The following is a 26,293-nucleotide window of genomic DNA, read 5'->3' as shown; positions in this document are numbered from 1 at the left end:
TCTGATACTTTCGCCTGCGGGAACCAGAGTTCCGCCACAAGGGGGATTTCGGGAATGGCAGCCGCGCTGGACGATCTGGACCGGAAAATCCTGTCCGAACTGCAGAAGGATGCGGAACAATCGCTGGACGAAATCGCCCGCAAGGTGGGCTCGTCGAAGACCCCGGTCTGGAACCGCATCAGGCGGATGAAGGAGCAGGGCGTGATCGCCCGCACCACCGCCATCCTCGATGCCGAGGCGCTGGGGCTTGAGGCCTGCTTCTTCGTCCTGATCCGCACTTCGGAACATGAGGCGGACTGGCAGCGCCGCTTTCTCAAGGCGTTGAAAGAGCGGCCCGAAGTGCTTGAAGCGCATCGGCTGGCCGGCGATATCGACTATATCCTGAAAGTGCGCGTCAAGAACGCGCGCGCCTATGACACCTTCTATCAGGCGCTCATTTCCGAAGTGCGGATCTACAACGTCACGGCGCTGCTGAGTATGGAAGAGATCAAGTCGACCACCGTCCTGCCGCTGTGATCCGGCACCCCTTCATTTTGGCCTGAAATACTCCGGGGAAGGCCGGGGGGCAGAGCCCCCCTTACCGCGCCACCATGAGGCGTTTCAGCCCGTGGAAATGGTAGACATCGGCATAGCGCGGCGGTTCGGTCATGCGCAGATCCGGGCAGCGTTGCAGCAGGATGGGCAAGGCGATCTGCAATTCCAGCCGGGCCAGCGGCGCGCCGACGCAGAAATGCAGGCCCGCGCCAAAGCTGGACGAGGGTTTCACCGGGCGGTCAGGCTGGAATTCGCCGGGCTTCTCCCATTGGCCGGGGTCGCGGTTCGCCGCCCCCAGCAGAAGCCCGACCTGGTCACCGCGCTTGAAGCGGTGGCCCATGGCGTCGATGTCGTCATAGGCCCAGCGGGTGAACATGTGCAAAGGCGGGTCGTGGCGAAGGATTTCCTCGACCGTGGCCTCGACCTTCTCGGGCATCAGCAGCGCGGCGGCATCGGGCCGCGACAAGAGCGTTTTCATCCCGTTGCCGATGGTGTGCACCGTCGCCTCATGGCCCGCATTCAGCAGAAGAATGCAGGTCGAGATCAGCTCGTCGGTCGACAGCTTGTCGCCTTCGGCCTCGGCGGCGATCAGATGGGTGATCAGGTCATCTGCGGGGCGGGCACGGCGCGCCTCGACATAGTCGCGCAGGAAGGCCACGAAAGCCTCGGTCGCGGCCACCGCGGTCACTTCATCCGCCGCGCTGCGCCCCGCGCGATACATTGTGACCATGGCGTTGGACCAGGCAAGAAGATCGGGTGCGCGTTCTTCCGGTACGCCCAGCAACCGCGCGATGATGCGCACCGGCAGGGGTTGGCCGAAAGCGGCAAGAAGGTCGAACGGGCCCGAGGGGAAGGCGTCGATCAGCTCATGCGACAGGGCCGCGATCTCGGGCGCCAGCCCCGCGATGCGGCGCGAGGTGAAGGCGCGCAAGACAAGGCTGCGCAGGCGCGTGTGGCGGGGCGGCTCCAGTTCCAGCATGGAATGGGCCTCGACCGCATAGAAGGGCGCCAAATGCGGCGGGATCGCGGGCGCGAAGTCCGGCGGCGCCTCGCGGCCGAAGCGGCGGTCGCGGAAGATCGCGTTCACGGCCGCCCAGTTGCCGCTGCAGACGAGATTGTATTCTTTCCACAGGAAGAAGGACCCGGTTTTGCGGGCGCGGTCATAGAACGGATAGGGGTTCTGGACGAAGTCGGGATCGGCAGGGTCTTGGGACAGGATGGGCAGGGTCATTTCTTGGGTCCGTGGGGGACGCGCGGACGGCTCTGGGCGATGATCACCCCCAGGACGACGACCGCCGCGCCGGCCGTCTGCGCCCAGTTCCACGGACCGTTCATCAGGAAGACGATCAGCATGACGTAGAATGGCACGGCGTTCATATGCATGGAAGCCGCGCCGATGCCAAGACTGCCCACGGCGATGATCCAGAGAAGCTGGCTGATCGCCAGAGAGCCGACCGAAAAACCGAGAAGCCCGCCGATTTCGCGCCAGCCCATCGCTGCCCAATCGGGTGCGGGCGCGCCAAGCGCGGCATGAAGCAGGGCGGCGACGCTGGCGCAGATCGCAGCTCCCATGACGGTAATAGCCGATCGGCCCAGCGGCGTCAGTTCGGGAAAGCTTTTCACCGTGGCGCGCGAGCCCCAGGTATAGGCCAGGACCGAGGCGAGCGCGGCGGCGGCGCCAAGGCCAAGCGACAGCCCGCCCAGGCCGGTGGCAAAGGCCATAACGCCCCCGGCAAGCGAAAGCAGCAGGCCAAGGGCCAGCCGCAGGGTGAATTTCCGCCCGTCGAGCAGGCATTCCAGCGTGATGCCGATCACTGGCATCGTGGCCGAAACGACGGCGACGGTGACGGCATCGGTGGCGGCCTGCGCGGTGACGATAAAGACTGAAGCCAGGCCGATCGCCACACCGCCCACCATCATGCCGCGCCGCCAGGGCGCCGAGATTACGGCGCGCGGCCCCTCGAGCGCGATCCAGAGCGCGACAAGGACGCTGCCCGCCAGCAGGCAGCGCAGCGCGGTCAGCACCAGCGGCGGAAGATGCGGGATGACCAGATCGGCGGCGGGCAGGCCCGCGGCCCAGACCAGCATCGACAGAAGGCAGATCACATTGGCGCCGACCGGACCCAGGCGGGGTGGCGTGGCGACAGGAAGCGGCGCGGCGGCGGGATTGAGCGACATATCCAGCAGGTCGCATGGCCGCGTACGCCGGTCTGGCCCGGGCGCGACAGATCGTGTCGGGCTTATGCCGCGGCGAGGGCCGCGACGATCGCGCCGAAATCGGCGGCCTTCAGGCTGGCCCCGCCCACCAGCGCCCCGTCGACATCGCCGATGGCGAAGATCTCGGCCGCGTTCGAGGGCTTGACCGAGCCGCCATAGAGCAGCCGCATCTCTGCGGCCTCCTCGCCAAAGCGGGCAGCCAGGCGGTTGCGCAGGAAGGCATGGACTTCGGCGATCTCGGCCAGGGTGGGGGTGCGGCCGGTGCCAATGGCCCAGACAGGTTCATAGGCGATGACGGTATTGGCCCCCGTGGCGCCTTCGGGCACCGATCCGGCCAACTGGCTGCCCACCACGTCCAATGTGCGGGCATCGTCGCGCTCGGCCTCGGTCTCGCCGACGCAGATCACCGCGCTCAGGCCGGCAGCCCAGGCGGCCTGGGCTTTGGACAGGACAAGCGCATCCGTCTCGCCATGGTCGGCGCGGCGCTCGGAATGGCCAAGAATGACATAGGATGCCCCGGCATCGGCCAGCATGGCGGCGGCAATGTCGCCGGTATGCGCGCCCGAGGCCTTGGGGTGGCAATCCTGACCGCCAAGCTTCAGGGCAGACCCCTTGGTAGCCCAGGCGGCCTGGGCGATCAGCGTGGCGGGGGGGCAGAGCAGCATCTCGCAGGCGGGATCGGGATGGGCGGCAAGCAGCGCCTTCACTTCGGCCAGCGACGCCGCCATGCCGTTCATCTTCCAGTTCCCTGCCGCAAGCTTGCGCATCCTGTTCTCCTGCCCCTCGGTGTCGGGGCGACACTAGCCCGGCGTGGCAGCCAGAGGCAACGCTTTGGGCCGCAAGACGGCCAACGGAACGGATTTTTGCGCGAAAACGGGGCGCGGGTCGCTCAGACGGCCGGACTGTCCTTGAACTTGATCGACTCGCCGCAACCGCAGGCTTCGGACACGTTCGGATTGCGGAAGGTGAACTTCGATTCCAGCAGCGAGGTTTCGTAGTCGATCTCGGTGCCGATCAGGAACATCTGCGCCATCGGCGCGATCAGCACCCGGGCGCCATCCTGTTCCACCACCTCGTCCAGCGGGTTCACCTCGGACACATAGTCCATTGTGTATTCCATTCCCGCGCAGCCGCCCTTCTTGACGCCGATGCGCAGGCCCTGTTTGCCGTCGCGCGTCATCAACCGGGCGATGTGCCTGGAGGCGGTGGGCGTCAGGGTGATGGCGGCCTTGCCGGGAATGCCGAACATGCGTGTTCTCCTTCTGCGTCCAATTTAGGGCTTTGTGGACAGAATTCCAAGCGGGGGAAGAGAGGTCAGCAAGGCAAGCGTGGCATATCCCGCGATCAGCGCCCAGCCGACCGAGGCGAGCGTGCCAATGATGACATATTCCGACAGCGCCCGGTCATCGCGCACCGCGCCGAAACGCAGGATCGACTTGGCGGCGATCAGAAGACCCACACCTTCGGGCTGGCGCAAGACGAGGAAGGCGAAGATCAGGCCGCGCTCCATCAACCCGATCAACCGACCGGCACCGGGCAGGCTTTCTGCGGTGACGGTCGCGGGCAGGCGCTTGGCCAGGGGCGCCATCAGGAAGCCCACGGCAAATCCGCCCGCGCGGGTGGCCAGGATGCCGCCGGCGACAAGCGCCATCAGCGGCGGCAGCAGGGACAGGTTGGCCCAGAGGCCGCTGGCGAAAAGCTGGGGCTGCCAGTAGGCGAGGCAGCAAAGCGTGACGAGATGCAGCGCCTGATCGGCGAGATAGGCGGTCAGGCCCTCGCGCACCCGGGTCTTGCCAAGGTCGATGGCGGCATGGAGCGCCGCGAGCCAAACCAGTGAGAGAGCGAAAAGCCCGGTCGTGGCGATGGCGGTCGCCAGGATGATCGCACCATGGGCCGCCAGCCCCTGCCAGCGGTGCTTGTTCGCGACCATCCAGCCGGTCTGAAACACGAAATCGGCAAGGACATGGGCGAGAAGGAGGGCGGCGAGGGTCTCAGCCAAGGCGGGTCTCTTCCGGGAGGTAGGCCGCGAAGAACGCCGCCATGGTCTCATCCAGCAGAGGGTAATCCGCAGCCTTCAGGCGGGCATCCACGGCCTGTCGGGTGATGCCCAGTTGGCGGGCGATGGCCTCGTTCGAAAGGCGTTCGTCGGCGGGCGTCGCGGGATCGAGCTTCAGGGCGATGGCTTCGGCCTGGCTGCGCGACCAACGGGCGACCAGTTCTGAGGCGACGGTCAGGGCAAGCTGGCGGAACCTGTCGACCCCTTCGCCCGCCATGGCGAGAAGCCGCCCCTGCGGCATCGCGTCAAGCGCATGGCCCGAGGCAGTGAAGGCGGGACCCATGGCGGTGGAGAGGTCGCGCGCATCCGTCGGATATTCCTCGCCGATTCCGATGGCGATGCGGCTGCCAAGGGCGGCGTCATCGGCCCGCAAACGGGACAGGATCAGCAGGCTCGCCCAGAGAAAATCCGCAGGCTGAAGCAGGCGTATTTGCCAGCCGTCGCCGCGATAGCGGGTGAAATCGGTGCGGGGGCCGATTTGCGTGGCGCAGCTGCGTATGATGGTCATCGAAGCCTCGATCGCCGCGGGCGGGGCGGAGGTCGAGCCGATCAGATCGCCGGTCAGAATGGCTACGGTCTGCGTCATGTGCAAAGTATTTCCCTTGCGTCTTTGTGATGCAAGGAAAAATGTTTGCTTTTCGAATATGCAAGCCAGAACGTTTGCGTAAGGGGTCGATTCGGCCCTACATGAACCCAAGTTCCAGCCGCGCCTCGTCGGACATCATGTCCATGCCCCAGGGCGGATCGAAGCTCATATGGACATCGACCTGTTTCACCCCGGCGATGGGTTCCACGGCATCCGAGACCCAGCCCGGCATCTCGCCCGCCACGGGGCAGCCCGGCGCGGTCAGGGTCATGGTGATGTCGACGTCATTCTCGGGGCTGATCTCGATCGTGTAGACAAGGCCGAGGTCATAGATATTCACCGGGATTTCCGGGTCGAACACGGTGCGGCAGGCCTCGACCACCTGGTCGTAAAGCGGGTGGTCCGTGGTGGAGGGCCGGATGAGCGGCGCGCCTTCGACCTGGCTGTCCATGGGTTCGGATCCTGCGGCAATGCGGTGGGTAGTTGACCGATTATATAGGGAATGTACGGCCAAGGTCCAGATGCGGACCTAAAGCAGGTGACGCGCAAGGCCTGTGCGGCGAAGAACAAGGGTCACCACGACCGATCCGGCGACGGCGAGAAGCCAGACCACCGGATTTGACAGGTCGGTATGGCGGAAGAGAAGCGCCACGAAGCCGACATGCAGGAAGTAAAGCCCATTGGCGAGATCGGCGGTCAGGCGGGTCTGCGCCGCGCCAGGCGCCGTGAGCGCCCAGAGCGCCAGGGCGGGGGCCGCGAGGGCCAGGCTGGCCAGTGTGTCATGCGAAACGCTTTGCGGCAGGCGCGCGAGGAGGAGGGATTCCGTCACGACCGCCGCAATGCCGACAAGGGCTGCCACCCCGGCCGCGCGGTTCGAGACCTTCGCGGGCCAGTCCTGCCGGGCCATGAGGAGACCCAGAGCCGCATAGGGCAGGCAGAGGAACAGCGCGTTGCGGTTGGGCGAAAGCGGATCGGCGAAGACGTCGGGGATGCTGATGAGGTCAAGCGCCCGCAGATAGGGGATGGCCGCTCCGATGGCCCAGGTCAAACCGGCCAGAGCGAAAAGCGCTCGGTCAGAGATCTGGCGCAGCGCGACAAGGAGCGCTGCCGCGATGGCCAGTCCCATCAGATACCACAGATGCCAATAGCCCAGGGCAAGAAGGAGGCCTTGCCGCCACGGCTCCAGCCCCATCAGGAGCTTCCAGTAGACCGGCAGGTAAAGTGCCATCCAGATCAGGTAGAGCGCCAGCACATGGCGCACCACCCGCCAGCTGCGCCCAGAGACGATGGCCGCGTGCAGGAAATAGCCGTTGAAGACCAGAAAGACCGGAACGGCGAGGCGATAGAACCCCTCGCCGGTCAGAAGAATGGCGGTGCGGCCGAGATCGGCGAAGGGATTGGCGTGGATGCCCACGACCAGAAGCGCCATCGCCAATTTCAGCAGATCGACCGCGTACGCGCGTCCTGCGGCCATGTTCGGGCTCGCTTCGTTGTATCTTGAAGCCCTGGTTCAGCCTGCCCTAGAACGGAATCTCGTCATCCATGTCGGAGGACCGGCCACCGCCACCGCCCTGGCCACCGCCCGAACCGCCACCATAGCCGCCCCGGCTGCCGCCACTGCCGCCCGCGCCACCGCCCGAGCCGCTGCCGTAATCGTCGTATCCGCCGCGGTCGTCATAGCCGCCGCCCCCGGCACCGCCGCCGCCTTCGCCGCGGCCGCCCAGAAGCGTCAGCTCGCCCCGGAACTGGCGCAGCACGACCTCGGTCGAATAGCGGTCGGCCCCGGACTGGTCCTGCCATTTGCGGGTTTCCAGCGCGCCCTCGATATAGACGGTCGAGCCTTTGCGCAGATATTGTTCGGCGATTTTTGCAAGGTTTTCGTTATAAATCGCAACGGTATGCCATTCGGTCCGCTCCTTGCGTTCGCCCGAGCTGCGGTCGCGCCAGGTTTCCGATGTGGCGATGCGCAGGTTCACCACCTTGCCGCCGTTCTGGAAGCTACGCACCTCGGGATCGCGGCCGAGATTGCCTACGAGAATCACCTTGTTGACCGATCCGGCCATATCTGTCCCCCTGTCTGGTCTCATGCCGCTGGCAGCATCGCGCGGCGTGGTTAACGAAAGGCTTACACGGGCGGGGGAAGCCCTGCAACCAAGCTGCCATCCGGGTGGCGGGGCCTGGCGCGTGAGGGCGATGAGCGGTCTGTCGCCGATCCGGGTGGGGTAGGGAAGCCCGTTTTCGGTCATTCCCCGCTGGAAAAGCAGGCAGCTTTCCGTATAGTGCGGCAGCGCAGGGGCGGGGGCTTCTGCCGATCTTGCTTTTGCCAATCGCCAGAGAAAGTGCCGCTCCGCATGACGCGCCCCAGGTTCTCGATTGTTCTTGCGGCCGGTGCGGCGCTGATGACGGCTGCGCCTGCCGATGCCGACCAGTTGACGCTGTTCGGCGGCACCAAGTCGCGCAATACGATCTTCAAGTCGCAGACCGCGCTGCTGGATGGCAAGCTGGCCAAGCAATATTCCGGCTCGGTCAAGCTGACGCCCGAATACAAGGCGGGCAAGGCCACGAAATCGGACGAGACGGTCCCGACCTATCGCGGCAATTACAAGGGTCAGTATCTGGAGGTTGCCCGGGCGGCGGCGGCCAAGCATGGTGTGCCGGAAGACCTTTTCCTGCGTCTGGTTCAGCAGGAAAGCGGCTGGAATCCGGGTGCGGTCAGTCACAAAGGGGCTTCGGGCCTGGCACAGCTGATGCCTGCCACGGCGGTGAAGCTGGGCGTCGACATCGACGATCCGAATGAAAACCTTGAAGGCGGCGCGCGTTATCTGCGCATGATGTACGACAAGTTCGGCAGCTGGAAACTGGCGCTGGCGGCCTATAATGCCGGGCCTGGCGCGGTCGAGAAGCATGGCGGCGTGCCACCCTTTGACGAGACGCAGAATTACGTCAAGGCGATCCTCGGCTGAGACCGGGCGCAGACCTTCGATCAATCGGAATGGGGCAGGTATGGGCGCGGGACCGCGCCCGGTTACATCCCCTTGTGTTGCGTGGGCGCGCGGGCGCGTGTATCACCTCCTCGACGCTTAGAAGAACCAAACGGGGTGCAGGATGCGCAGGGTTGTCGTCACGGGACTGGGGATGGTCACGCCGCTGGCAAGCGGGGTCGAGGAAACCTGGTCGCGGCTGATCGCCGGGCAATCCGGCGCAGGCGCGATCACGCGGTTCGACACTTCGAACGTGACCACGACCTATGCCTGCGAGATCCCCTTCGGCGATGGCACGAACGGCACGTTCAATCCCGATGAGTGGATGGAGCCGAAGGACCGCCGCAAGGTCGATGATTTCATCCTCTACGGCATGGCCGCCGCCGCGCAGGCGGTGAAGGATGCCGGGATCGAGGATCTTTCGGCCGAGGAAAAGCTGCGTACCGGGGTCATGATCGGCTCGGGCATCGGCGGCCTGGGCTCGATCGCCGAAACCGCCAAGCTGATCGAGGAGAAGGGGCCGAAGCGGGTCTCGCCCTTCTTCATTCCGGGCGCGCTGATCAACCTGGTCTCGGGCCAGGTGTCGATCCGCTTCGGCTTCAAGGGGCCGAACCATTCGGTCGTCACGGCCTGCTCGACCGGCGCCCATGCCATTGGCGATGCGGCCCGGCTGATCATCTTCGGCGATGCCGATATCATGGTGGCGGGCGGGGCCGAGAATCCGATCAGCGAGATCGGCATCGCCGGGTTCAACGCCTGCAAGGCGTTGTCGACCAAGCGGGCGAATGAACCCGAAAAGGCCAGCCGGCCCTACGATGCCGATCGCGACGGGTTCGTGATGGGCGAAGGCGCGGGCGTTGTGGTGCTTGAGGAATACGAGCACGCCAAGGCGCGGGGCGCGAAGATCTATGCCGAGGTTTTGGGCTATGGCCTCTCGGGCGACGCCTATCACATCACCGCGCCGTCGGAAGATGGCGAGGGCGGCTATCGCAGCATGGAAGCGGCGCTGAAGCGCGCCGGGCTGACGCCGGACCGGGTGGATTACATCAATGCCCATGGCACGAGCACCATGGCGGACACGATCGAGCTGGGCGCAGTGGAGCGGCTGATGGGCGACGCGGCGGCCAAGGCGACCATGTCCTCGACCAAATCCTCGATCGGGCATCTGCTGGGGGCTGCGGGCGCGGTGGAGGCGATCTTCTGCGTCCTGGCGATCCGCGACCAGGTGGCACCGCCCACGATCAACCTGGACAATCCGGCCGTGACGCCGAAACTTGACCTGGCGCCGAACAAGGCGGTCCAGCGCAGGATCGAGGTGGCGCTGTCGAACAGCTTTGGCTTTGGCGGAACCAATGCGAGCCTCGTGCTGGGCCGGGTCGGCTGATCCATGTGGAAATCCATCGCCTCGAATGCGCTGACGCTGTTCATCGTTCTGCTGGTGGCAGCAGCCGCGCTCGTGGCCTGGGGCCGGAATGAGTTCAAGAAACCGGGACCGCTGACCCAGGCGATCTGCGTGCAGGTGGACCGGGGCGCGTCGCTTTCCGCGGTGAGCCGGCAGCTGGCAGAGCGCGGGGCAATCACCGATCCGCGCATCTTCCGCATCGGGGCGGATTATTCGGGCAAGGCGAGCGATCTGAAATTCGGCTCCTATCTGATCGTGGAAGGGGCCTCGATGGCGGATGTTCTGGCCGCCGTGACGGCGGGGGGGCAATCGACCTGCGGGCAGGAGGTGAATTTCCGCATCGGCGTGGCGAGCGCGGATGTGATCCTGCGCGAGTTGGACCCCGCCACCAACCGTTTCGTGGAAGTGGCGAAATTCGACCCGGCAAGCGAGGCTTTGCCTGCCGCGTATCTGGAAGCGCGCGAGGATGCCGATCTGCGCTATCGCGTGACCCTGGCCGAGGGCGTGACCAGCTGGCAGGTGGTCGATGCGCTGAAGCGGGCCGATTTCCTGGACGGGACCGTGGCGACCGTTCCGGCCGAGGGCGCGCTTGCCCCGGACAGCTATGATGTTGACAAGGGCAGCGGCCGAGCGGCGCTGATCGCGCGGATGGAGGCGGAGCAGACGGCGGTGATGGCCGAGCTGTGGCCGCTGCGCGCCGAGGGCCTGCCCTATGACACGCCGGAAGAGGCGATGATCATGGCCTCGATCGTCGAGAAGGAGACCGGCATCGCCGATGAGCGCCCGCATGTCGCAAGCGTCTTTGTCAATCGGTTGCGGCAAGGGATGCGGCTGCAGACGGACCCCACTGTCATCTATGGCATCACCAAGGGCGAGGGCGTGCTGGGCCGCGGGCTGCGCCAAAGTGAACTGCGCCGCGAGACGCCGTACAATACCTATGTCATCAATGGCTTGCCGCCGACGCCGATTGCCAATCCGGGGCGACTGTCGATTCAGGCTGCGCTGAATCCCTTGCAGACCGAGGATCTGTTCTTCGTCGCCGATGGCTCGGGTGGACATGCTTTCGCCAAGACCTTGGAAGAGCACAATCGCAATGTCGAGAAGTGGCGGGCGATCGAGGCCGAACGGGCAGCGGCGGGCGAGGATGATGGCGCGACCGGCGTGCAGGGCGAGTAGTCCGGGACGGAAAGTTAACAGGGTCTTACCGGAGCGTTCGGGTAAGCTGTTGGTATCGTTGTATTTTGAGCTTGACTTGGCGCGCGGTCTGATGTAGACCTTGTGACATGATAGCAGAAGTGTCGAAAGCGGCCGGGGGCGACCCCGGGCCGCTTTTTCTTTTCGCGGTTCCCATGGCGGTGGAGAGCGGCACGAAGGGCGGGCGCAGATGACCATCAGGTTCAGCGATGGAGAGGATGGGTCCGACAAGGCAGGAGGGGCCCAGGGGGCGGCGGCGAGCGAAGGTCTTGATCCCTTTGCCGAGGATGTCCTGGCGTTCACCGAGGCGCTGTTTCGCGTCGCGCAGGATGACTTGAATTCCGCTTTGGGTGCGATCCGCGAAGGCCGCTTCGAGGCCGCCAAGGCGGGCAAGGTCGCGGCACACGATCTGGCCGAGATGGGCCGTCAGGTTCTGGAGGGACGAAGGAATGTTGACAAACTCCGCAAGCAGATTGCCGGGGCTGTCGGAACCTGGGGCGAGCTGGATCTCGACCAGGCGCGCGATGAAATCGGGCGCCGTCTGGCTTGCCTCCGCGACGCCAGAGGAGATTGACGATTTCCTGGGCGGCTTGAGCGAGAACGCGCTGCTGGCTCTGCCCTGGATCTTCGACTTCTGGGCCCTGCCGCATCAATTGCCGCCCGAAGGAGCGTGGAAGAGCTGGGTGATCCTGGGCGGTCGCGGGGCGGGTAAGACGCGGGCCGGGGCGGAATGGGTGCGGGCACAGGTCGAGGGGCCGACGCCGACTGCGCCGGGACGGGCGCGGCGCATCGCTCTGGTTGGCGAGACATTCGATCAGGTCCGCGAGGTGATGGTCCTGGGGGAAAGCGGCATCCTGGCCTGTTCGCCGCCCGATCGGCGGCCGAAATGGGTGGCAACGCGACGCAGCCTGGAATGGCCGAACGGTGCGGTGGCCACGGCCTTTTCGGCCCATGACCCGGACAGCCTGCGGGGGCCGCAATTCGATGCGGCCTGGGCCGATGAACTGGCGAAATGGCCCAAGGCGCAGGACGCCTGGGATCAGCTGCAATTCGCGCTGCGGCTGGGTGAGCATCCGCAACAGGTGGTGACGACGACGCCGCGGAATGTGGGGGTGCTGAAGTCGATCTTGCAGAACCCCTCGACCGTGATCAGCCGCGCGCCGACCGAGGCGAACCGGGCCTATCTGGCCAAGAGCTTCCTGGCCGAAGTGGAGGCGCGCTATGGCGGGCAGTCGCTGGGGCGGCAGGAATTGCAGGGCGAGTTGATCGAGGAAATCGAAGATGCGCTGTGGACGCAGGCGATGATTGTCAGCGCACAGGGGCGCGACGAGCCCGAGCAGATGCGGATCGTCGTGGCGGTGGACCCGCCGGTGACCTCGGGGCCGAAGTCGGATGCCTGCGGGATCGTGGTGGCCGGGGCGGACACGCGGGGGCCGCGCAAGGACTGGCGCGCGGTGGTGCTGGCGGATCGCTCGGTGCGTGGCGTCTCGGCCGATGGCTGGGCGCGGGCGGCCCTGGCGGCGATGGAAGAATTCGGCGCCGACCGTCTGGTGGTTGAGGTGAACCAGGGCGGCGATCTGGTCGAGCAGGTGATCCGGCAGGTCGATGACACGGTGCCGGTGCGCAAGGTGACGGCGATGAGGGCCAAGCGGCTGCGAGCCGAGCCGGTGGCGGCCTTGTATGAGCAGGGGCGTATCGCGCATCGCCGGGGGCTGGGGGCGCTGGAGGACCAGATGGCGCTTATGGCGCGGACTGGCTGGCAGGGGCAGGGCAGCCCCGACAGGCTGGACGCGCTGGTCTGGGCGCTGACCGAGTTGATGATCGCACCCTCGAGCGGCGCGCCGGGGGTGCGGAGCCTGGGGAGGTAGCGCAGGCGGATGTCGCCGGTGCTCAGCCCCGGACCCCGGGCATTGGGGCCAAGATGAAAGTGCTGCGGCTGTCGACCAGGCGGCCCGGTATCGGCTTGCCGGTTGAAAGGAGCGGAACGTGTTCGATTTCCTGAGAAAGAGCGGGCCAATGGCGGCGGACCGCGCCGAGAAGAAGGCCAGCGCGACGGGCCGGGTGATCGCCTGGGGCAATGCGGGCCGGGTGGCCTGGAGCCCGCGCGATGCGGTTTCGCTGGCGAAGAACGGGTTTCAAGGCAATCCCATCGGCTTTCGCGCGGTGCGACTGATCGCAGAGGCGGCGGCGGCATTGCCGGTGATCTGCCAGGATGCCGAACGGCGCTATGACGCGCATCCGGTGCTGGCGCTGCTGTCGCGACCCAATGCGGGGCAGGGGCGGGCCGAGTTGCTGGAGGCGGCCTATGGGCATCTCTTGCTGTCGGGCAATGCCTATGTCGAGGCGGTGCCAGGGGCGGAAAAGCTGCCGGGCGAGCTGCATGTTCTGCGCGCCGACCGGATGTCGCTGGTGCCGGGGGCGGATGGCTGGCCCGTCGCCTATGACTATTCGGTGGGCGGGCGGACGCATCGTTTTCCAGTCTCAGAGGGGCTGAGCCCGATCTGCCACATCAGGAGCTTTCACCCACAGGACGACCATTACGGTCTGTCGCCGATGCAAGCGGCGGCAGTGGCGGTGGATGTGCACAATGCCGCAAGTGCCTGGTCGAAGGCCCTTCTGGACAATGCGGCGCGGCCCTCGGGGGCGATCGTCTACAAAGGGTCGGATGGGTCGTCGGTTCTGACGCCCGAGCAATATGACCGGCTGGTGGGCGAGATGGAATCGCATCATCAGGGCGCGCGCAATGCCGGGCGGCCGATGCTGCTGGAAGGCGGGCTGGACTGGAAGCCGATGGGGTTCTCGCCCAGCGATATGGAGTTCCATGAGACCAAGCTGGCGGCGGCGCGCGAGATCGCCATCGCCTTTGGCGTGCCACCGATGCTGTTGGGGATACCGGGAGACGCGACCTATGCGAATTATCAGGAGGCGAACCGCGCCTTCTACCGGCTGACCGTGCTGCCCCTGGCGCAGCGGGTGCTGGCGGCACTGGCGCATTGGCTGGCGATGTTCAGCGGCGACGCGGTGGAGTTGCGGCCCGATCTGGACCAGATCCCGGCACTGGCGATCGAGCGGGATCAGCAATGGGCGCGGGTTGGCGCCGCCGAATTCCTGACGGTCGCGGAGAAGCGGGCGCTTCTGGGTCTGCCGCGGGTGGCGGACGAGGAATGACGACGCGCAAGGAGGGCAATGGCTCGCGTTTCGTGCTGGACAGTTTCGATAGCGCCCATGCCCGGATCGAAGCGAATGAGCGGGTGATGGAAGAACGCTGGGCGGCGCTGGATTACCGGCTGACGCTGATCGATGCGGCGCTGGAGCGGCTGGAGCGGCGCCTGTGGCTGGGCGTCTATGGCGTGGCGGCCTTTCTGCTGACGCAGGGGGTCGAGGTTCTTCTCAGGGCGGCGACGAAGTGAGGTGAGGTGATGGACGGCATATCGGGCGCGCCCGAGCGGAAATACCACCGGCCCGAAGCGGGGCTGGAAGTGACCGAAGGTCGGGTCGTGGCGGGCTATGCCTCGCTTTTCGGCGTCAGGGACCAGGGCGGTGACGTGGTGGCAAAGGGGGCGTATGGCGCCTCGCTGGCACGGCTGATCGCCAAGGGTGGGCGGGTGAAGATGCTCTGGCAGCATGACCCGGCCCAGCCCATCGGGGTCTGGGATGAGGTGCGGGAAGATGCACAGGGTCTGTGGGTCAAGGGCCGCATCCTGACCGAAGTGGACAAGGGCCGCGAGGCGGCGGCCCTGTTGACGGCGGGGGCGATTGACGGGCTGTCGATCGGCTATCGCACCGTGAAGGCGGAGCGCGATGGCAAAGGACGCCGCCTTTTGCAGGAGCTGGAGCTGTGGGAGGTTTCGCTGGTGACATTCCCCATGCTTCCCGAGGCGCGGGTGGCGGCCAAATCTGAAGATCTGGCTTGTCTGATGCGCGAATTGGCAGACGTCTTCGAGGACGCGCGCCGGAGCCTGGCCGAGCGCGGATAGCGCAAGGGACCTTTTCCTTCAACACGAGGGTTCGACGATGACCGAGAGAGAGGCTCGGGCCGGGGAAGGCTTGTCCCAGGTCCATTCGCCGGCGGCGGAGGTGAAAACCGCGATGTCCGGTTTCTTGCAGGAGTTCAAGGGCCTGCAAGCCGAAGTGAAAAAAGCGCTGCAACATCAGGAAGAGCGACTGACCATGCTGGATCGGAAAACCATCACTTACGGCCGCCCGGCCCTTTCGGCCGCGTTGGAGCTGGATGCGCCGCACAAGAAGGCGTTCGATGCCTATCTGCGGACCGGCGACGATGACGGGCTGCGCGGCCTGACGCTGGAAGGCAAGGCGATGTCGACCTCGGTCGCGGCGGATGGTGGCTATCTGGTCGATCCACAGACGGCGGACCGTATCCGGTCGATGCTGGTCTCGACCTCATCGCTGCGCGCCATTGCCACTGTGGTGCAGGTCGAGGCGGTGTCGTTCGATGTGCTGATTGACCGCTCGGAAGTCGGCTCGGGCTGGGCCACGGAAACCACTTCGACGGCTGAAACGGCGACGCCGACCATTGAGCGCATCTCGATCCGCCTGCACGAACTTTCGGCCATGCCGAAATCGAGCCAGCGGCTGCTGGATGACAGCGCCTTCGATGTGGAAGGCTGGCTTGCGGGCAAGATCGCCACGCGCTTCATCCGTGCCGAGGCCGCCGCTTTCGTCAATGGCGACGGCATCGACAAGCCCAAGGGCATCCTTCTGCCTGCCAAGGTCGCCAATGCGTCTTGGAGCTGGGGATCGCTGGGCTATATCGCGACCGGCGCCGCGGCGGATTTCGCGAGCAGCAACCCGGCTGATTGCATCATCAACCTGGTCTACGCGCTGGGCGCCGACTACCGCGCCAATGGCACTTTCGTGATGAATTCGAAGACGGCCGGTGCCGTGCGCAAGATGAAGGATGCCGACGGTCGCTTCCTGTGGTCGGACGGTTTGGCGGCGGGTGAGCCGGCGCGGCTGATGGGCTATGCCGTCCTGATCTGTGAAGACATGCCCGATGTTGGCGCCAATACCTTCCCCATCGCCTTCGGAGATTTCGCGACGGGCTATACGGTGGCGGAGCGCCCGGATCTGCGTATCCTGCGCGATCCCTTTTCGGCCAAGCCGCATGTCCTGTTCTACGCCACCAAGCGTGTGGGCGGCGATATCACCGACTATGCCGCGATCAAGCTTCTGCGGGTCGCGGTCTCGTAAGGCCTCACATCCTCCGTGCCGGTTCGGACGCAGATCCGGGCCGGTCGCGACGTGGCGAGCGAGGAGCGAGGGACCAGAGATGATGTTGACCGAATTGACGACCGTGCCGCGGGCGGCGCTGCCGCTGGCCGAGCTGAAAGAGCATTTGCGGCTGGGGGCGGGGTTCACGCTGGCAGCGAACCAGGATGGCCTTCTGGAGAGCCATTTGCGGGCGGCGATGGCGACGATCGAGGGCCGTATCGCCAAGGTGCTGATCGAGCGGCAGTTTCTCTGGCAGATCGATGATTGGCGCGACCCGGCCGAACAGGCTCTGCCGGTGGCTCCGGTAAGCGCCATCGTCAGCCTGACGCTGGTGGATGGGAACGGGGTGTCCGCCTTGGCCAATGAGGCGACCTACCGGCTGGTTGCGGACATTCACCGGCCACGGATCGCGGGGCGCGGCTTGGCCTTGCCCGCGGTGCCGGTCGAGGGACGGATCGAGCTGGTATTCGCTGCGGGTTTCGGCCCGGTCTGGAGCGACGTGCCCAGCGATCTGCGTCAGGCGGTACTGCTGCTTGCGGCGGAATTCTACGAACATCGCAACGATGATGGTACGGCGCAGCCGGGATTGCCGTTCGGAGTGATGGCGCTGATCGAGCGGTGGCGGCAGGTGCGCATCCTTGGGGGTGGGACGTCCGGGGGGCGGACATGAAAACCCCGCATCTGAACCGAGCGCTGGTGCTGGAGCAGGAATCGCGCAGCTCGGACGGCGCGGGCGGCTATGGGCGGAGCTGGCAGGCTTTGGGCACGCTTTGGGCAGAGATCGTGCCGGGCAGCGGGCGCGATCCGAGCGGAGAAGAGGTCATCCTGTCTTCGGTGCCCTACCGGATCACCGTGCGGGCGGCCCCGCCCGGAGCGGTCACCCGGCCGAAACCAGAGCAGAGGCTGCGCGAGGGCAGCCGCGTCTTCACCATTCTTGCGGTGACCGAGTGCGACGCGGATGGGCGCTGGCTGGTGTGCTTTTGCCGTGAGGAGGCCCCGAAATGAGTTACGGCGCTGCGGCGGCTTTGCAGTCCGCTGTTTTCCAGTCGCTGACATCGGCGCCCGCGCTGGCGGGGGTGGCGGTCTATGATGCAGTGCCTCCCTCGCCCGCCGGGACCTTTGTTCTGGTCGGTCCTGAAGAGGTGCGGGATGCAGGCGACAAGAGCGGCGCGGGGGCCGAGCATCTGGTGCAGATCAGCGTTATCAGCGATGGGACCGGGTTTCTGGCGGCCAAGACGATCGCGGCGGCGATTTCCGACAGGCTGCTCGGAGCGGCACTGGTGTTGGCGCGCGGCAGGTTGGTGTCGTTGCATTTCCTGCGGGCGAGGGCGCGGCGGATCGACGAGGGCGAAGTCCGCCGGATCGACCTGATTTTCCGCGCGCGGATCGAGCTTTGACGGGCCGGTTGCGGCCAGAGTTTCACCCAAATCCAGGAGATGCGCCATGGCAGTTCAGGCGGGCAAGGACCTTCTTCTTAAGATAGATCAGACCGGTGACGGGATGTTCGAGACCATCGCGGGTCTTCGGGCCACGCGGGCGGCCTTCAATGCCGAAACGGTGGACGTGACCTCGCTGGAATCGACCGGCGGCTGGCGCGAGCTTTTGGCTGGCGCGGGGGTGAAATCGGCGACGATTTCCGGTTCGGGCGTGTTTCGCGATTCCAATACCGACGAACGCGCCCGACAGATCTTTTTCGATGGCGAGATCCCGGATTTCCAGGTGGTGATCCCGGATTTCGGCGTGGTCGAGGGGCCGTTCCAGATCACCGCGCTGGAATATGCGGGCAGCCACAATGGCGAAGCGACCTATGAGGTCACGTTGGCCTCGGCCGGGATGCTGACCTTTACGGCGCTGTGATGGCGAATCCCTGGGCGGGAGAGGTGGCGATCACGCTGGATGGTGTGGCGCATGTGGCGAAGCTGACGCTGGGGGCGCTGGCCGAACTTGAGGCGACGCTGGAGACAGGGTCGCTGGTCGATCTGGTCGAACGGTTCGAGGGCGGCCGCTTCACCACGCGCGACGTGCTGGCGCTGATCGTGGCGGGGCTGCGGGGCGGCGGATGGCAGGGCACGCCGCGCGATCTGATGACGGTCGAGATCGGCGGCGGCCCGGTCGAGGCGGCGCGCGCGGCGGCGGAACTGCTGGCGCGGGCCTTCGCGCTTCCGGGGCAGGAATGACGGCGCGGTTCGACTGGCCGGGGCTGCTCAGGGCCGGCCTGCACGGATTGGGCCTGGAACCGGCGGTCTTCTGGCGCCTGACGCCGGTCGAATTGCGGATCATGCTGGGGGTGGAGCAGGCAGCGCCGCCCCTGACGCGGGCGCGGCTGGCCGAACTGGCCGCGGCCTTTCCCGATACAGGACAGGGGGCGGACGATGACCGACGCGGCGGATCTGACGGAACAACTGGCGGCGCTGGAGGAAAGGCTTGGCACCTCGGCGGCGATGGTGGCGGCCTTTGACGGCGAGTTGGTCCGGCTGCGGGATTCGGCCACCTTCACCAACCGCGAGGTGAGCACGCTGTCGAGCGGCATCTCGGGCGGGCTGCGGCGGGCGTTTGACGGGCTGATCTTCGACGGGATGAAGCTGTCGGACGCGCTGAAGGGCGTGGCGCAGAGCATTGTGGACACGGTCTACCGGGTCGCGACCAAGCCGATCACCGATGCCTTCGGCGGGGTGCTAGCGCAGGGGATCAATGCCCTGACCAGCGGCATCCTGCCCTTCGCCAAGGGGGGCGGTTTCGCGCAGGGGCGGGTGATGCCCTTTGCCCAGGGTGGGATCGTCGCGTCGCCGACCATGTTCCCGATGCGCGGTGGACGCGGGTTGATGGGCGAGGCGGGGCCGGAGGCGATCATGCCGCTGACGCGCGGGGCCGATGGCCGGTTGGGCGTGCAGGCGGCGGGGGGCGTGCGCCCGGTCAATGTGGTGATCAACATCTCGACGCCGGATGTGCAGGGGTTCCAGCGCAGCCAGAGCCAGATCGCGGCCCAGGTCGGGCGGGCGCTGGCGCGTGGCCAGCGCAACAGGTGAGGATGGAAGATGGCGTTTCACGAAGTGCGTTTCCCGGCCAATCTGAGCTTCGGCTCGGTCGGTGGGCCTGAGCGGCGGACCGAGATCGTCACGCTGCAGAATGGCCATGAAGAGCGCAACACGCCCTGGGCTCACGCGCGGCGGCGGTATGATGCCGGGGTGGGCCTGCGATCGCTGGATGATGTCGAGACGCTGATCGCCTTTTTCGAGGCGCGGCGTGGACAGTTGCACGGGTTTCGCTGGAAGGACTGGTCGGACTTCCGCTCCTGCCCCGCCTCGCGCAGCGCGGGGCCACTCGATCAGGTTATCGGCACGGGTGATGGCGTGACCGCTGCCTGGCCCCTGGTGAAGACCTATCGCTCGGGTGAGGAAGCCTATGTACGCCCGATCGCGAAGCCCGTTCTTGGCACGGTGACGGTGGCAATCGCCGAAGACCCGAAGGTGGAAGGCGTGGAGTTCACCGTAGATCCAGCGACGGGCGTGGTCACTTTTGAAACTCCGCCGCCGTTGGGAGCGCAGATCACGGCGGGGTTCGAGTTCGACGTGCCGGTGCGCTTTGATACGGAGGCGATCCAGGTCTCGGTTGCGTCGTTCCAGGCTGGGGATGTGCCAGCCGTCCCGGTGGTGGAGATAAGACTGTGAGCGCTGGTGATCTAGATATCCATCTCTCCAGCGGGGCGACGACGGTTTGTCGCGCCTGGATGGTGACGCGGGCCGATGGGCTTGTGCTGGGCTTTACCGACCATGACTGCGACCTGACCGTCGCAGGGGTGCTTTGCAAAGCGGGGTCGGGTCTGACGGCGCGCGCGCTGCAGCAGGTCACAGGGCTTGCGGTGGACAACAGCGAGGCGCTGGGCGCCCTCTCGGGTGCGGCGATCACCGAGGCCGATCTGGCGGCGGGACGCTATGATCGTGCGGAAGTGCGGGTCTGGCTGGTAAACTGGGCCGATCCCGGCGCGCGGGCCGAGATCTTTCGGGGCGCCCTGGGCGAGGTGACGCGGCGCGGCGCCGAATTCCGCTGCGAATTGCGGGGTTTGAGCGAGCCTTTGAACCAGCCGATCGGCTTTGCCTATACGCGGGGCTGTTCGGCCGTATTGGGCGACAGTCGCTGCCGGTTCGATCTGGCGCAACCGGGATATTCCGCCGAGCGCGCGGTTGAAGCGATCGCGAGCGACGGGCTGATCCTGAGCTTCGCCCATTTCACAGGATTTGATGACCGCTGGTTCGAAGGCGGGCGGCTTATTGTCCTGACAGGCTTGGCCATGGGGCTGAGTGTGATGGTCAAGTCGGACCGGCTGTCGGGTACGGCGCGCCGGATCGAATTATGGCAGACCCTGCGTGCACGGCTTGCGCCGGGCGATCTGCTGCGGCTTTTTGCGGGATGCGACAAGCGCGCCGAGTCCTGCCGAGTAAAATTTAACAATTTCATGAATTTCCGGGGGTTTCCGCATCTTCCAGGCGAAGATTGGCTGACCGCTTATCCCCGCGCAGGGCGACCGGCAACGGGAGGCAGCCTCTTGATCGCGCCGGCATATGGGGCAGCGCCATGACGGTTGCGAAAATCGCCGTGGCGGAAGCGCGTCTGTGGATTGGAACGCCCTATGTTCATCAGGCCAGTTGCCTTGGCGCGGGGGCAGATTGCCTGGGCCTGATCCGGGCGATCTGGCGGCGCCTTTACGGGCATGAACCCTGTGCGGTGCCTGCCTATACGGCCGACTGGGCTGAGGCGACCCGGGAGGAACGGCTGCTGTGCGCGGCAGAGTATTGGTTGCGACCCAAGCCGCTGGGTGAGGCGGATCTCGGCGATGTGCTGCTGTTTCGGATGCGCACGGACGGAATGGCCAAGCATCTGGGCGTTCAATCCGGCATCGGCGCTGAGGCGAGGTTCATTCACGCCTATTCCGGCCATTTCGTTACCGAAAGTGCCTTGAGCGCGCCTTGGCTGCGCCGTGTCGCCGCCCGATTTGCCTTTCCCGAAGGAGCCAACTGAGCATGGCGACGCTTGTCTTTTCAGCGGTTGGCGCAGCAATCGGCTCGGGCTTCGGCGGAACGGTGCTTGGCCTGTCCGGGCTGGTGATCGGTCGGGCGATCGGGGCCACGGTCGGACGGGTCATCGATCAGAAGTTGTTGGGGGCCGGGTCCGATCCGGTCGAAGTCGGGCGCCTGGACCGGTTGCGTCTTACCGGCGCGAGCGAAGGTGCCTCCATAGCGCAGGTCTGGGGCCGGATGCGTGTCGCGGGACAGGTGATCTGGGCGACACAGTTCCAAGAATATGCGCGCCGTCGCGGCGGAGGCAAGGGCACACAGCCAAAGGTGACAGAATTCAGCTATTCGATCAGCCTGGCGATCGGGCTGTGCGAGGGCACGATCCTGAAGGTCGGCCGCGTCTGGGCGGATGGCGCTGAAATTGAGCCGGGGAGTCTGACCCTGCGGATCTACGATGGCGCCGAAGATCAGTTGCCTGATCCGAAGATCGAGGCTGTCGAGGGTTTTGGGAAGGCGCCAGCCTACCGGGGCCTGGCCTATGTGGTGATCGAGGATCTTGACCTGACGCCCTTTGGCAACAGGGTTCCGCAATTTTCCTTCGAGGTCATGCGAGCGGCACAGGGGCCGGGGCTTGGCGATGAGATCAGCCTGGCTGATGCCATTCCTGCGGTGGCAATGATCCCCGGCACGGGCGAATATGCCTTGGCCGCGACGCCGGTGCATTATGCCCGGGCGCCTGGTCAAAATGTCTCGGCAAATGCGAACACCCCTTCGGGGAAGGCAGATTTCCCAGTCAGTCTTGGTCATTTGACCTCTGAGTTGCCGAATGTTTCTTCGGTTTCACTTGTCGTGGCCTGGTTCGGGAATGATCTGCGATGCGGATCCTGCGCCGTTCAGCCCAAGGTTGAACAGAAGGATCGTGACGGCGTTGGAATGCCATGGCGCGCCGGCGGCATAGACCGTGCGGCTGCCGGACTTGTGCCGCGCATCGATGACCGGGTGGTCTATGGCGGCACCCCGGCTGATGCGTCGGTGATCGAGGCGATCCGCGCCATTCGCGCGGCAGGCCGGGCCGTCATGTTCTATCCTTTTGTCCTGATGGATCAGCTTGAGGGCAACAGTCTGCCCGATCCCTGGACCGGCGGCGCCGGCCAGCCTGTTTTGCCGTGGCGTGGCCGGATAACCACGTCGCTGGCGCCCGGGTTGCCCGGCACCACCGATCGCACGACAGCGGCCGAGGCAGAGGTTACCGCCTTCTTCGGCACTGCCTTGCCAGCGCACGTCACGGCTGCCGGCGAGACGATTGGCTATGCAGGTCCAAGCGAATGGAGCTTTCGCCGTTTCATCCTGCATTATGCCCGTCTGTGCCAGATTGCCGGCGGCGTCGACGCATTCTGCATCGGCTCGGAACTTCGGGGCATCACCCGGATTCGCGGCGCCTCGGACAGTTTTCCAGCCGTTGCGGCCCTTCGACAGCTTGCGGCGGATGTGCGGTCTGTCCTGGGTCCCGACTGCAAGATCAGCTATGCCGCAGATTGGACCGAGTATGGCAGCTATGTGGCTGATGAGAATGTCTATTTCCCGCTCGACGCGCTTTGGGCGGACACAAGTATCGATTTCGTCGGCATCGACAACTACATGCCGCTGTCTGATTGGCGGAACCGGGACGGCGAAGCAGATGCGGCATGGGGCTCGATCTACAACCTTGACTATCTGACCGCCAACATCGCCGGGGGCGAGGGCTTTGACTGGTACTATGACAGCCCTGAAGGCGAGGAGGTTCAGACAAGGTTGCCCATCGAGGACGGCGCTTTCGACGAGCCATGGCTGTTTCGCGTCAAGGATCTGAGGGGCTGGTGGGGCAACGAACACCACGCGCGGACAGGTGCGGTGCGAGCGGCACTGCCAACGGCCTGGGTGCCGCAGTCGAAACCGATCTGCTTTACCGAATATGGCTGTGCGGCATTGGACAAGGGGGCGAACCAGCCGAACAAGTTCATCGATCTGACGTCGTCGGAATCCGCCTTGCCGCGCGCTTCGAACGGGCGGCGCGACGATCTGATGCAGTTGCAATATTTCAGGGCGATGGCGCGCTACTGGACCGATCCCGCCAACAACCCCGTCTCCTTGATCTATGGCGCCCCGATGCTTGATTTCGCGCGTGCCCATGCCTGGGCCTGGGATGCGCGACCCTTCCCGGCTTTTCCGGGCCGTACCGATCTGTGGAGCGATGGCGAAGCCTACGCGCGCGGCCATTGGCTGAACGGTCGCGCGACGAACCAACCCCTCGCGGCCGTGGTCCGCGAAATCGCTGCCCGGGCGGGCGTGGGGGGGGTGGAAACATCGCAGCTATACGGATTGGTCCGCGGCTATGTGCAGGATCAGTCGCAGAGTGCGCGCGCCAGTTTGCAGCCGCTGATGCTGGCCTTCGGCGTCGATGCCGCGGAGCGCGAGGGAAAGATCGCCTTTTTGTCGCGACGCGGTGGCGTTGATCATGAATTGCAGGAAGAGGCTTGCGCCCAGACAGCGGATACAGACGGCTATGCGGAACTGACTCGAAGTGCTGCGCCTGAGACGAGCGGCATGGTTCGACTGAATCACGTCGACGCCGAGGGCGACTACGAAGTGCGGAGCAGCGAGGCGCGGTATCCTGACGAGGAACAACGCAGTGTCTCGGCCAGCGAGGTGCCATTGGCCTTGACGCCTGCGGAGGGGCGGATCATCGCGCATCGATGGCTGGCGGAAAGCCGCATCGCGCGCGACAGTCTGCGTCTGGCGCTGCCACCGTCGCGGCGAAGCGTGGGCGCGGGCGACCGGGTGCGGTTGGAGGACGGCAGCACCTATCGGATTGACCGGGTTGAGCAGGCTGAGGCCCGCCTGATCGAAGCCACGCGCATCGAGGGCGGGGTCTATGACAGTGGTGACGTCCTGGAAGAGCCGGGACTTCAGCGGCCATTCGTGTCTCCCGTGCCGGTCTACCCCGTCTTCCTAGATCTGCCGATTTTGACGGGCACAGAGGTGCCACATGCTCCGCATGTCGCTGTGACGGCGGAACCCTGGCCGGGGGCTGTGGCGGTATGGTCAGCGAGCGCTGACACGAGTTTCGAGGTAAACCGGTTGGTAGCGGCACCCTCGATCATCGGTATTACGGAAACGGAGTTGGCGGCTGCGCGGCAGGGGCTTTGGGATCGCGGCAGCGCGTTGCGGGTGCGAGTCACGGGCGGGGCGCTATCGTCGGCCAGCGCATTGGCGGTTCTGAACGGCGCCAATGCGATGGCGATTGGCGATGGCAGCGGCGGCAACTGGGAGGTGTTCCAATTCGCGCAGGCAGCACTGGTTGCGCCACAAACCTATGAGATTTCTATGCGTCTTCGCGGGCAATTGGGAACCGATGGTATCATGCCGCCGGTCTGGCCGGTCGGAAGTACGGTTGTCCTGCTCGATCAGGCGCTCGTGCAGATCGATCTCGCCGCCAGCGCCCGTGGCTTGGCGCGCAACTACCGAATTGGGGTTACCGCGCGGGGTTTTGACGATCCGAATGTGGTATCCATTGCTTCGGCCTTCGACGGGATCGGCTTGCGCCCCTATCCTGTCGCCCATCTCGAGGCGCAGGGTGCCGCCGGAAGCGACCTTCATATAAGCTGGAACCGCCGGACAAGGATCGAGGGCGACGGCTGGCAACAGATCGAAGTGCCTCTTGGCGAAGAGACCGAGGCCTATCTGGTGCGTGTTCTTTCGGGTGCGACGGTTCTTGTCGAATACACTGTGTCGGACCCGGAGTTCGACTACCCAGCCGCCGCGCAGACGGTCGACGGTGCGGTCGCCCCATTCGGCATCGAGGTGGCGCAGTTGTCACAGCGCTTTGGGGCAGGCCCGTTCCGCCGAGTTGAAATCCCGGCGTGATCTTGACATGTACATCAGACCGCTGCCGCATGAACTCACGGCCTTGGCGCGGCATCTCATGCTTTGCCCCGAGCAGACGCGACCTTGCGCCGCGCTGCGTGTGCTGGCCGAGACCGAGGCGGCTGCGCTTCGGATGGCGCAAACCGGCCGCCCGCATCCACGTCATGGCGACGGCAGCCTGATCGCGCGCGTTCTGGCCCAACCCCTGCCGCCCGAAACCTATGCCGATACGCCGGAATTCCTGCGCGCTTTGCAGATTGCCGCCGACGCGCTCTTGAAACATATTGTCCGCAGTCAGATTTCTTCCCGGATGACCGAACGCGACTCGTACGTTCCATTCGGGTCGGCTGCAGGAGAAGATCATGGCAGAGACAAGACAGCGCGTCACCACAGTCGATCCGGTCTGGACACGCATCTGTGACGAGGCGCAGGAAGCCGTTCGATCCGAGCCGCTCCTGGGAGCGCTGATCCATTCCGGCCTTCTGCACCATGCCACCTTCGAGCGCGCGCTTGCCTATCGCTTCTCGCTGAAACTGGCGAGTGGCGAGATGAGCGAGCAGATCCTGCGCGAGATTGCCGACGCGGCCTATAGCGACGATCCCGACATCGGCGCCGCCGCGCGTGCCGACTTGATGGCGGTCTATGAGCGTGATCCGGCGTGCCATCGCTTCCTTCAGCCCGTGCTGTTCTTCAAGGGCTATCAGGCGATCCAGGCCTATCGGATTGGGCACTGGCTCTGGGTGAAGGGGCGCAAGGACCTTGCCTATTTCGTACAGATGCGGGTGTCGGAGGCCTTTGGCGTGGACATTCACCCCAATGCCCGCATCGGCCGCGGTATCATGATCGACCATGCTCATTCCATCGTGATCGGCGAAACGGCGGTGGTTGGCGACAATGTCTCGATGCTGCATTCGGTCACGCTGGGCGGAACTGGCAAGGAAGACGGCGACCGTCATCCGAAGATCGAAGACGGTGTGCTGATCGGGGCGGGGGCAAAGGTGCTGGGCAATATCCGCGTCGGTCATTGCTCGCGCATTGCGGCGGGGTCGGTTGTGCTTGAAGATGTGCCGCGCAACACCACGGTCGCGGGTGTTCCGGCGCGCGTCGTCGGCAAGGCGGGCTGCGCCCAGCCAGCGCTGACAATGGATCAGCTTTTGCAGGCAAAGTGACAGGGCA

32 protein-coding genes are annotated in these 26,293 nt (G+C 65.6%); 23 read left to right on the top strand and 9 right to left on the bottom strand.

Features of this window, described 5'->3' with window-relative positions; all coding sequences use genetic code 11:
- Positions 1-54: 54 nt before the first annotated feature.
- Positions 55-516, top strand: coding sequence for an Lrp/AsnC family transcriptional regulator (locus tag ACED67_RS04030; protein ID WP_395540247.1), 462 nt, complete (start codon positions 55-57; stop codon positions 514-516).
- Between the two features lie 61 nt (positions 517-577).
- On the opposite strand, the gene ACED67_RS04025 is transcribed toward ACED67_RS04030, so the two are convergent.
- From ACED67_RS04025 to ssb, 9 genes are all read right to left on the bottom strand, one after another.
- Positions 578-1,765: a cytochrome P450 gene (locus tag ACED67_RS04025; RefSeq protein ID WP_395540246.1), complete on the bottom strand. Its 1,188-nt coding sequence runs from the start codon at positions 1,763-1,765 to the stop codon at positions 578-580.
- Positions 1,762-2,712: a DMT family transporter gene (locus tag ACED67_RS04020; protein WP_395540245.1), complete on the bottom strand. Its 951-nt coding sequence runs from the start codon at positions 2,710-2,712 to the stop codon at positions 1,762-1,764. The genes ACED67_RS04025 and ACED67_RS04020 overlap by 4 nt, the downstream gene beginning before the upstream one ends.
- A 62-nt stretch (positions 2,713-2,774) precedes the next feature.
- Positions 2,775-3,518 carry a triose-phosphate isomerase gene (gene tpiA, locus ACED67_RS04015; RefSeq protein WP_395540244.1) on the bottom strand — a complete coding sequence of 248 codons (744 nt, stop codon included), beginning with the start codon at positions 3,516-3,518 and terminating at the stop codon, positions 2,775-2,777.
- A gap of 122 nt (positions 3,519-3,640) precedes the next feature.
- Positions 3,641-4,000 (bottom strand): HesB/IscA family protein, encoded by a 360-nt coding sequence (locus tag ACED67_RS04010; protein ID WP_395540243.1) that lies wholly within the window; start codon positions 3,998-4,000, stop codon positions 3,641-3,643.
- A gap of 24 nt (positions 4,001-4,024) precedes the next feature.
- Positions 4,025-4,750, bottom strand: a complete 726-nt coding sequence (locus ACED67_RS04005) for a DUF3307 domain-containing protein (protein WP_395540242.1) — start codon at positions 4,748-4,750, stop codon at positions 4,025-4,027.
- Positions 4,743-5,393: a hypothetical protein gene (locus ACED67_RS04000; RefSeq protein WP_395540241.1), complete on the bottom strand. Its 651-nt coding sequence runs from the start codon at positions 5,391-5,393 to the stop codon at positions 4,743-4,745. Before ACED67_RS04000 ends, ACED67_RS04005 begins: the two co-directional genes overlap by 8 nt.
- A gap of 97 nt (positions 5,394-5,490) precedes the next feature.
- The gene (locus ACED67_RS03995; protein WP_395540240.1) at positions 5,491-5,844 is read right to left on the bottom strand and encodes an SUF system Fe-S cluster assembly protein; all 354 of its coding nucleotides are present in this window, start codon (positions 5,842-5,844) and stop codon (positions 5,491-5,493) included.
- A 78-nt stretch (positions 5,845-5,922) separates the two neighbouring features.
- Positions 5,923-6,867 carry an acyltransferase family protein gene (locus ACED67_RS03990; RefSeq protein WP_395540239.1) on the bottom strand — a complete coding sequence of 315 codons (945 nt, stop codon included), beginning with the start codon at positions 6,865-6,867 and terminating at the stop codon, positions 5,923-5,925.
- 46 nt (positions 6,868-6,913) lie between these two features.
- A complete protein-coding gene (gene ssb / locus ACED67_RS03985) occupies positions 6,914-7,456 on the bottom strand; it encodes a single-stranded DNA-binding protein (RefSeq protein ID WP_395540237.1) in 543 nt (180 codons plus the stop codon).
- A 288-nt stretch (positions 7,457-7,744) separates the two neighbouring features.
- Here ssb and ACED67_RS03980 point away from each other — a divergent pair, with 288 nt between their 5' ends.
- The 22 genes from ACED67_RS03980 (at position 7,745) to cysE (ending at position 26,286) form a co-directional block, all read left to right on the top strand.
- Positions 7,745-8,356, top strand: coding sequence for a lytic transglycosylase domain-containing protein (locus ACED67_RS03980; RefSeq protein ID WP_395540236.1), 612 nt, complete (start codon positions 7,745-7,747; stop codon positions 8,354-8,356).
- 142 nt (positions 8,357-8,498) lie between these two features.
- Positions 8,499-9,758 carry a beta-ketoacyl-ACP synthase II gene (gene fabF, locus ACED67_RS03975; protein ID WP_395540234.1) on the top strand — a complete coding sequence of 420 codons (1,260 nt, stop codon included), beginning with the start codon at positions 8,499-8,501 and terminating at the stop codon, positions 9,756-9,758.
- A 3-nt stretch (positions 9,759-9,761) separates the two neighbouring features.
- Positions 9,762-10,952 carry an endolytic transglycosylase MltG gene (gene mltG, locus ACED67_RS03970; RefSeq protein WP_395540233.1) on the top strand — a complete coding sequence of 397 codons (1,191 nt, stop codon included), beginning with the start codon at positions 9,762-9,764 and terminating at the stop codon, positions 10,950-10,952.
- Positions 10,953-11,160: 208 nt separating this feature from the next.
- A complete protein-coding gene (locus ACED67_RS03965; RefSeq protein WP_395540232.1) occupies positions 11,161-11,544 on the top strand; it encodes a hypothetical protein in 384 nt (127 codons plus the stop codon).
- On the top strand, positions 11,495-12,838 hold the full coding sequence (locus ACED67_RS03960; RefSeq protein ID WP_395540231.1) for a DNA-packaging protein: 1,344 nt from the start codon (positions 11,495-11,497) through the stop codon (positions 12,836-12,838). Before ACED67_RS03965 ends, ACED67_RS03960 begins: the two co-directional genes overlap by 50 nt.
- 148 nt (positions 12,839-12,986) lie before the next feature.
- Complete coding sequence (locus ACED67_RS03955; protein ID WP_395540230.1) at positions 12,987-14,138, top strand: phage portal protein; 1,152 nt, start codon at positions 12,987-12,989, stop codon at positions 14,136-14,138.
- Positions 14,135-14,380, top strand: a complete 246-nt coding sequence (locus ACED67_RS03950) for a GTA head formation protein, RCAP_rcc01685 family (RefSeq protein WP_395540229.1) — start codon at positions 14,135-14,137, stop codon at positions 14,378-14,380. The genes ACED67_RS03955 and ACED67_RS03950 overlap by 4 nt, the downstream gene beginning before the upstream one ends.
- Before the next feature lie 9 nt (positions 14,381-14,389).
- Positions 14,390-14,947, top strand: coding sequence for an HK97 family phage prohead protease (locus ACED67_RS03945; RefSeq protein WP_395540228.1), 558 nt, complete (start codon positions 14,390-14,392; stop codon positions 14,945-14,947).
- Between the two features lie 37 nt (positions 14,948-14,984).
- Complete coding sequence (locus ACED67_RS03940) at positions 14,985-16,181, top strand: phage major capsid protein (RefSeq protein ID WP_395540227.1); 1,197 nt, start codon at positions 14,985-14,987, stop codon at positions 16,179-16,181.
- Between the two features lie 79 nt (positions 16,182-16,260).
- Positions 16,261-16,872 carry a head-tail connector protein gene (locus tag ACED67_RS03935; RefSeq protein ID WP_395540226.1) on the top strand — a complete coding sequence of 204 codons (612 nt, stop codon included), beginning with the start codon at positions 16,261-16,263 and terminating at the stop codon, positions 16,870-16,872.
- On the top strand, positions 16,869-17,207 hold the full coding sequence (locus ACED67_RS03930; RefSeq protein WP_395540225.1) for a head-tail adaptor protein: 339 nt from the start codon (positions 16,869-16,871) through the stop codon (positions 17,205-17,207). Before ACED67_RS03935 ends, ACED67_RS03930 begins: the two co-directional genes overlap by 4 nt.
- Positions 17,204-17,599 carry a DUF3168 domain-containing protein gene (locus tag ACED67_RS03925; protein WP_395540224.1) on the top strand — a complete coding sequence of 132 codons (396 nt, stop codon included), beginning with the start codon at positions 17,204-17,206 and terminating at the stop codon, positions 17,597-17,599. Before ACED67_RS03930 ends, ACED67_RS03925 begins: the two co-directional genes overlap by 4 nt.
- A 46-nt stretch (positions 17,600-17,645) precedes the next feature.
- Positions 17,646-18,059, top strand: a complete 414-nt coding sequence (locus ACED67_RS03920; protein ID WP_395540223.1) for a phage major tail protein, TP901-1 family — start codon at positions 17,646-17,648, stop codon at positions 18,057-18,059.
- Complete coding sequence (locus ACED67_RS03915; RefSeq protein ID WP_395540222.1) at positions 18,059-18,379, top strand: gene transfer agent family protein; 321 nt, start codon at positions 18,059-18,061, stop codon at positions 18,377-18,379. The genes ACED67_RS03920 and ACED67_RS03915 overlap by 1 nt, the downstream gene beginning before the upstream one ends.
- On the top strand, positions 18,376-18,660 hold the full coding sequence (locus tag ACED67_RS03910) for a rcc01693 family protein (protein ID WP_395540221.1): 285 nt from the start codon (positions 18,376-18,378) through the stop codon (positions 18,658-18,660). The genes ACED67_RS03915 and ACED67_RS03910 overlap by 4 nt, the downstream gene beginning before the upstream one ends.
- A complete protein-coding gene (locus tag ACED67_RS03905; RefSeq protein ID WP_395540220.1) occupies positions 18,575-19,228 on the top strand; it encodes an RcGTA-type gene transfer agent tail tape measure protein in 654 nt (217 codons plus the stop codon). Before ACED67_RS03910 ends, ACED67_RS03905 begins: the two co-directional genes overlap by 86 nt.
- 9 nt (positions 19,229-19,237) lie before the next feature.
- On the top strand, positions 19,238-19,870 hold the full coding sequence (locus ACED67_RS03900) for a phage distal tail protein, Rcc01695 family (RefSeq protein WP_395540219.1): 633 nt from the start codon (positions 19,238-19,240) through the stop codon (positions 19,868-19,870).
- Entirely contained in the window at positions 19,867-20,778 is a 912-nt protein-coding gene (locus tag ACED67_RS03895; protein WP_395540218.1) for a phage/gene transfer agent baseplate hub protein, read from the top strand. Before ACED67_RS03900 ends, ACED67_RS03895 begins: the two co-directional genes overlap by 4 nt.
- Positions 20,775-21,218, top strand: a complete 444-nt coding sequence (locus ACED67_RS03890) for a C40 family peptidase (RefSeq protein ID WP_395540217.1) — start codon at positions 20,775-20,777, stop codon at positions 21,216-21,218. Before ACED67_RS03895 ends, ACED67_RS03890 begins: the two co-directional genes overlap by 4 nt.
- Before the next feature lie 2 nt (positions 21,219-21,220).
- Positions 21,221-25,117, top strand: coding sequence for a baseplate multidomain protein megatron (locus tag ACED67_RS03885; RefSeq protein ID WP_395540216.1), 3,897 nt, complete (start codon positions 21,221-21,223; stop codon positions 25,115-25,117).
- 7 nt (positions 25,118-25,124) lie between these two features.
- Positions 25,125-25,538, top strand: coding sequence for a DUF7742 family protein (locus ACED67_RS03880; protein WP_395540215.1), 414 nt, complete (start codon positions 25,125-25,127; stop codon positions 25,536-25,538).
- On the top strand, positions 25,480-26,286 hold the full coding sequence (gene cysE / locus ACED67_RS03875; RefSeq protein WP_395540214.1) for a serine O-acetyltransferase: 807 nt from the start codon (positions 25,480-25,482) through the stop codon (positions 26,284-26,286). The genes ACED67_RS03880 and cysE overlap by 59 nt, the downstream gene beginning before the upstream one ends.
- Positions 26,287-26,293: the final 7 nt, after the last annotated feature.

Source organism: Neotabrizicola paludis (assembly GCF_044142105.1).
In the GTDB taxonomy this organism is placed as follows: Bacteria; Pseudomonadota; Alphaproteobacteria; order Rhodobacterales; family Rhodobacteraceae; genus Pseudogemmobacter.
The sequence above is the reverse complement of the archived record's forward strand: the minus strand, read 5'-3'. Positions and strand labels throughout refer to the sequence as shown.